The following is a 6,535-nucleotide window of genomic DNA, read 5'->3' on the forward strand; positions in this document are numbered from 1 at the left end:
GTGGTTCAGGAGCGGCCCTGGTTGACGGTCAGAGGTGGGAAGGCAGCGGCGGCTACTCTTCGTTGGTACCGGCTTCGGGCGTGGCCGTCGAGTCGGTGGGCTGGGTTTCGATGGGCTGCAGCGAGCTGCGCACCGGCGTTTTGCCTTTGGGCACTTTGGGCGCAGTGCCGGTTTTGCCCGTCGGCGTTTTGGGGGCGGGCGACTTGGCGGGCGGCGTTTTGCCCCCGCCCGTCGTACCGCCACTCGGCTCGGCCGACAAGGCACTCAGGCGCTGCTTGGCACCATCGATGACTTCGGCCACCGGAAACTTGTTCTCGATGATGGACGTCAGCGTAGCCTTGGCCTGGAACGTTTCGCCCTGGGCCGTGTAGATGTCGGCAATCAGCAAAAAGCCCCGGCCCTGCCACAGCTCGTAATTTGAGGAGTTGGTTTTGTAGGCGGCATCCAGTGCCTCAGCGTACTTTTTCTGCTGAAACAGCACATCGGCCAGCAGGTATTGGGCTTCGGCTCCGGTTTCGTCGGTAGCAGCGGCGGCGGCCGTCAGCTCCGGCAGGGCCAGGTCGAAGTTGCTGGCTTTGTAGCTGGCTTTGCCCAAATACAGAGTGGCCGCGTTGGTAGCGTTGAGCGACGCGCCGCCCTGGCTGCGCAGCTCCTCGGCCACGCGGCGCGTACCGGCGTAGTCGGCACTTTCGTAGTAGCTTTTCATCAGCCCGATACCGGCATTGGCCACCTCGCGCTTGTTCTGGGACACTTCCCGCAGCCGGGTGTAGTACTTAATAGCCTCGGGGTAGTTTTTGGCTTCAAACTCCAGATCGGCTACCCGGCCCACGGCGCGGTTCACGAATTCGCTCTTGCCTTCCGTCACCACGGCGCGCATCCGGGCCAGCCCGTCGGTTTTCTTGCCGGTCTTGAGGTAGGAATCAGCCAGGAAGTAGCGGCCGTCGGCGGCCAGCACCGTGGCCGGATACTGCTTCAGGTAAGTTTCGAGGCGGGTAATGGCCTGCGGATACTTCTCGGCCAGATACAGCGACTTGGCGGCTTCAAACTCGACGCTTTCGGTAGCCTTGCTTTCGGGGTTCTGCTGCTTGAACTGGGCCAGATACTGGTCGAATTCCTCCGTTTTGCCCAGTGCCGACAGGCTTTCCTGCAGGCTATAGATGGCGCTGCTGGCGGCCTTGGTGCGCGGGTGCTGGTCGAGCACCTGCTTGAAGTCGGTAATGGCCTTGTCGTGCTGGCCCAGGTTGGCGTAGGCCACCCCGCGCTTGTGCAGGGCCTGCGGAATGAGCTGGCTGTTGGGCCGGTTCACGATCAGGCGGCTGAAGCCATCGACGGCGGGCTGGAAGTCGCCGGCTTCGAAGTCGAACTGGGCCTGCTGGTACACCGCGTCGTCGGCGTAGCGCGACTGGGGGGCGGTTTTGAGCAGGGTGCTGAGGGTCTTGGTGGCCTCGTCGCGGCGGCCCATCAGGCCCAGCGTCACGCTTTTCTGGTAGTAGGCGTAGTCCTTGTCGGAGGCGTTGGCGGCAATCACCTTATCGTACAGCTCCAGGGCCTGGGCGTAGCTTTTGGCCACGTAGTACGTGTCGGCCACGCGCAAGGTCACGTCGTAGTAATTAGGGTCGGTGGGCTTGGCAATCGGGTCATTCAGGTAGGCCTGAAACGAGCTGCGCGCCCGCTCATACTGCTGGGTGTTGTAGTAGGCATAGCCCAGGCCGTAGCGGGCTTTCTGGTCGAAGTCGGTTTGGGCGGCGCTGCCGGCAGCGGCCGTCCGGATGGCGGCCGTGTAGCTCGGAATGGCTTCCTGGTAGCGCTGCCCCACGCTGTAGATTTCGCCCTTCAGCACCTGCGCGGCCGCCCGTAAGGCATCGTCCTGCGGGTATTTGAGCGACTTATCGACCAGCGGCAGCGCCTGGTTGAACTGGTTGTTGTTGTAGAGCGTAGCGGCCTGCAGATAGGCCACGCGCTGGTAAGTGGCGTTCAGCTTGGGGCTGCGGTCGTCGAGGCCTTCGAGGTAAGCGAGGGCCTGCACGTAGTCGGTAGAGGTCAGGAAGCTCGCGCTGAGAATGTCGTCGGCCGTGGCGGCGTTCTTGGAGCGTGGAAACCGTTTGTTGAAGTCCTTCAGCGCCGCAATTACCTCCTGCGTATTGCCCAGCTCGTAGTTGATCTGGGCGTGCTTGAGCGTGGCATTTTCGCTGATATTCTTATCGAACGTAGTCTTGCGGGCCGCATCGAACGAGTTCAGGGCCAGCTGCTTCTGGTTGGTCTGCAGGTAGCTCAGGCCCATGTGGTAGGCCGCGTTCTGCCCGAGCGAGTCGCGCTGGGCAGCCACCCCCTTCAGACTGCCGATAGCGCCCTTATAGTCGCCCATCTTGTAGTTCGAGTACCCGATTTTGTACTGCACCCGGGGCTCAATCTTCTTGCGGCCGGCGGCATACTTGTCGAAGTACTCGGCTGCCTGCTTGAAGTCCTGCTTCTGGTAGAAGGCATCGCCCACCAACAGCTGAATTTCGTCGGCGCCCTGGGGCGGGGGGGTCTGGGCCAGGGCTTTGGTGCCATACTCAATCAGGCCGTCGAAGTTGCCTTCCTTATAGTAGATCTGGCTCATGATGGCCGGCACCACGAGGCGGTAGGCGTCGTTCTGCTCGGCCACGCCCAGGTCCTGGCGGGCCGCGGCGTAGTCGCCGGCCCGGAAGGCCAGGTAGCCGGCGTAGTAGCTGCTGGCGTAGCGGTACTCGTGCTGCCCCTGCTTGTTGCGGTCGAAGAGCAGCTTGGCCTTGTCGAATTCCTTCTGCGAGAAGTAGCTGTAGGCCAGCTTGAACTCCGACTCGGCGCGCTGCTCGTTGCTGAGGTTGTCGGCGCCTACGCGCTGCAGGTAGTCGATGGCTTTGGCGTAGTCTTTCTTGTCGAAGTAAAACTTACCCAGCTCGAAAAATGCCTGAGCCGCTTTGGGGTGCGCCGGGTTGTTGGCGGCGAAGGCCAGCACCTGCCCTTCCGAATCGGGGTGAAACAGGTAGAGGCCCGCCACGGCCCGGTAGTATTCAGCGTCGGTGGTCCGGTCACGGGTTTCGCCGGTGCGGCGCTGGGTCAGGTCGAGGTAGCGCTGGAAAGCCTGCTGGGCGGCCCCGTACTTGGCCCGGTCGAAGAGCTCAAGGCCTTCCTGAAAGTGACGTTCGTCGGAGGCGAAAACCTGCGTTTGCTGGGCCGAAGCGGCCAGGGGAGCCGCGGCGCTGAGCGAGGCGACCAGCGCAATCCGGGGAAATATCTTCATTAACGGGGCGTTACGGGAAAAGGGCGCTGCCGGCCCGGTATTGGCCAAAAGTAGCGAAAAAACGCAATGGGTTGCGTTGTTCCCAGTTTTGGCTAGCCCATACAACGCCAGGGAAGATAGTTTGGTATGCGCGAGGTTGGCCCCCTGGGTGGGCGCAGGCGTTGCCGCACCAGTTGAGAGCTGGCCGGCTGGCCTGGTGCCAGGCACATCGTCGCTACTTGCCTATCTGTCGAGTGCCACTCACCATTCCTTCCGCCAAGAAACAGATGGTCGGAGGCTCCCGCTAACTACCCCGGAGTAAATGGCTGGAACTGTTATGGCTCGCCAACAGCAGGCCCTGAATTTTTAATTTAATATTAAATTCATATAAATTATTCTAATAGTATACTTTATATTGCTTCAGCTCACAGTGATATGTACTGGGGTTTATGGTGTCAGGCTGAAGGTGGGCACTTAGACCTTAGGCTTGCCGCACACCAAGCCTTATAACAGTAGCCATACTCCTTAGGACTATAGCTGCTGAGCTTCTTTTCCCCTAATCCTCTGCTCCCGTCTCCCTGCTCTTCACTCTAAGGTACTTACGGGCCCACCAAGCCAGGTAGGTACTGCCCCAAATCAGGGGCTTCGTCCCGCATAAGACCCAGCTGGGGTTCCCCACGCCGGGCTTACCCGCTGCTCCTACACCGCCAACAGTGGCTACTAAGTCAGCCGTTGCCCACCCTTTTCTACTCGTGCCCGTTCCGCCCCCGCTCTGACCGAGCTCTTCCCATTTACTCAGTGCCCCTCTTCTTATGAAACTCAAACTTTACTTTTTCCTACTGCTGGGTCTCCTGAATTACCGCATCGGATTTGCCCAGGCTCCCCCAACGGGCTTTACTTCTACCACCGTTTCCGGCCAGTGGGACGAAGCCGTCGGACTGACTTTTAATGCTACCGGCACGCACATGTTTGTGTGGGAGCGGCCCGGCCGGGTGTGGGTTGTCACGAATGGCCAGCGCAGCCTGCTGCTGGATATCAGCCCCGAAGTCGGGGCCTGGATCGACCACGGGCTGCTGGGATTTGCCTTGCACCCGCAGTTTGACACGAACGGCTATTTTTATCTGTTTTACCTGGTGGACCGCCACCACCTGCTGAACTTCGGAACAGCCGCGTACAGCCCGACTACCAACGAGTACTTCAACGCAACCATCAGCCGGCTGACGCGCTACACTGCCACCAAAAGCGGCGATACATACTCTGTGAATCTGGCCAGCCGCAAAATACTGCTGGGGGCCACCAAATCCACGGGCGTTGCGTGCCTGGAGGGTACCCACTCTACCGGCACCCTGCTCTTTGGCTCCGATGGCATGCTGCTCGCCTCGGTCGGTGATGGGGCTACCGGCGGTACTGCAGATTTTGGCAGCAACCCGGACTCCTACTTTGCCCAGGCCCTGCAGGACGGCATTATCACGGATAAAGAAAATGTGGGGGCTTTTCGGTCCCAGTTAGTTGACTGCCTCAATGGCAAGGTGCTGCGCCTCGATCCGCTTACCGGTGCCGGGGTGCCCAGCAACCCATTCTACAACGCGGCCGACCCGCAGGCGCCCCGCTCCAAAGTCTGGGCCCTGGGGTTGCGTAATCCTTTCCGAATGACGCTGAAGCCCGGTACGGGCAGCACCAATCCCGCCGATGGTAATCCGGGCGTGCTCTACATCGGCGACGTGGGCTTTTCCAACTGGGAAGAGATGAATGTCGTGAGCCAGGCGCGGCAGAATATGGGCTGGCCCCTGTTTGAGGGGTTGGTGGCGAATCCAACGTTCATGGGCCAGAAGCGCTATAACTTCTATGCTCCCAACCCCCGGTTTGGCATTAATGGCTGCACGCAGGAGTACTTCTATTTTCAAGACCTGATAAAGCAGGCTACGACCACCGGTACGGCCAGTTTCGTGAATCCTTGTGGCGGGCAAGCCCTACCGGCCTCCGTTCCTACCTTCGTACATACCCGACCGATTATTGATTGGGGGCACGGCGCGGGGCCTGCGCGCACGGGCATCTTCAGCGGCCAAACGCCAGCCACGATTAACATCGGGGCTACTGGCTCGCCGGTAACGGGGCCGCAATTTGGGGGGAGCGCCAGCGTAGGAGGCGTATTCTATCCGTATAATGATTTTCCGGCCGGATATCAGAACACGTATTTCCTCGGCGACTATACGGAGGGCTGGATTCGGAATATGACCCTGGATGCCAGCAACAAGCCGACCGCTGTCCGGGATTTTGTGAACGACGGGGCCGTGGTGGTACACATGGCTGTGAGTCCGGCCGAAACCGGGCTGTTCTACGTGAATTTCTTTCCATCTGAAATCCGCAAAATCACCTACCTCAGCAGCGGCAACGTGGCGCCAGTTGCCGTAGCTTCTACTGACAAACTATACGGCCCCAGTCCCTTAGCCGTAAAGTTTACGGGCAATGCTTCTTCCGATCCGGAGGGACAGGTACTCACGTACCTCTGGAACTTTGGCGATGGCACCACCAGCACGGCTCCCAACCCGGCGCATACCTTTACCACGGCCACCTCGGCACCCAAAAAATTCACGGTTACGCTCACCGTCACGGATCCGCAGGGGCTTACCAACCAGACTACCCTGGTGGTATCGGTTAACAATACGCCGCCGCAGGTGACCATTACCAGTCCGGCGGTAAACACCCTGTATTCCGTTTCAGCCCAAACAACCTTCTCATTAGAAGCCACTGTGACCGATCAGGAGCACAGCGGCGCTCAGCTCAGCTACCAGTGGCAGGGGGCCCTGCATCACGAAGACCACATGCACCCCGAACCCATGCAGACCACAACCGTGGGTAGCCTGACTACGCTGCCGCTGGGCTGTGGTGCTGAATCCTATTACTACGAAGTGGTTCTGACCGTAACCGATGCAGCTGGCCTGTCTACCACGCAGCAAGTTCGCCTGAATCCGGATTGCAGCACGGCTCCCGCGTATGCCTTCTACCGGGCCATCGAGCTGGCCGGCAGCGCCCTGACCTTGGACGGTAATGCCTGGCAAGGCAGCACAGCCCCCAACTACTCCACCAACGGCACGGCCTTCGCCAACAACACCATCGCCCTGCTGCCCGCCACCGATGCGCCCCGTACGGGCATGATCCGCAGCTCGGTCTATGCCTTCGGCAGCCTCAACGTCACGCTCTCGGCCGTGCCCGCGGGCCAGTACCGGGTCTGGGCCTACGTGTGGGAGGACAACAACGCCGAAACCTTCGCCCTGGCCCTCAACGGACAAG

Annotated in this window: 2 protein-coding genes; one reads left to right on the forward strand and one right to left on the reverse strand. The window is 60.4% G+C overall.

What is annotated here, in order from left to right:
• Positions 1-52: 52 nt before the first annotated feature.
• Positions 53-3,265, reverse strand: a complete 3,213-nt coding sequence (locus tag E5J99_RS06130) for a tetratricopeptide repeat protein (RefSeq protein WP_135496840.1) — start codon at positions 3,263-3,265, stop codon at positions 53-55.
• Between the two features lie 791 nt (positions 3,266-4,056).
• On the opposite strand from E5J99_RS06130, the gene E5J99_RS06135 reads away from it, so the two are divergent.
• On the forward strand, positions 4,057-6,535 hold a 2,479-nt coding region (locus E5J99_RS06135; protein ID WP_135496841.1), incomplete at its 3' end, for a PQQ-dependent sugar dehydrogenase.

It is taken from the genome of Hymenobacter elongatus (assembly GCF_004745955.1).
Lineage (GTDB): Bacteria > Bacteroidota > Bacteroidia > Cytophagales > Hymenobacteraceae > Hymenobacter > Hymenobacter elongatus.

What these genes read in the sequence shown, in the direction of transcription:
- E5J99_RS06130 (WP_135496840.1), bottom strand. Translation starts at nt 3,265, where the DNA reads ATGAAGATATTTCCCCGGATTGCGCTGGTCGCCTCGCTCAGCGCCGCG.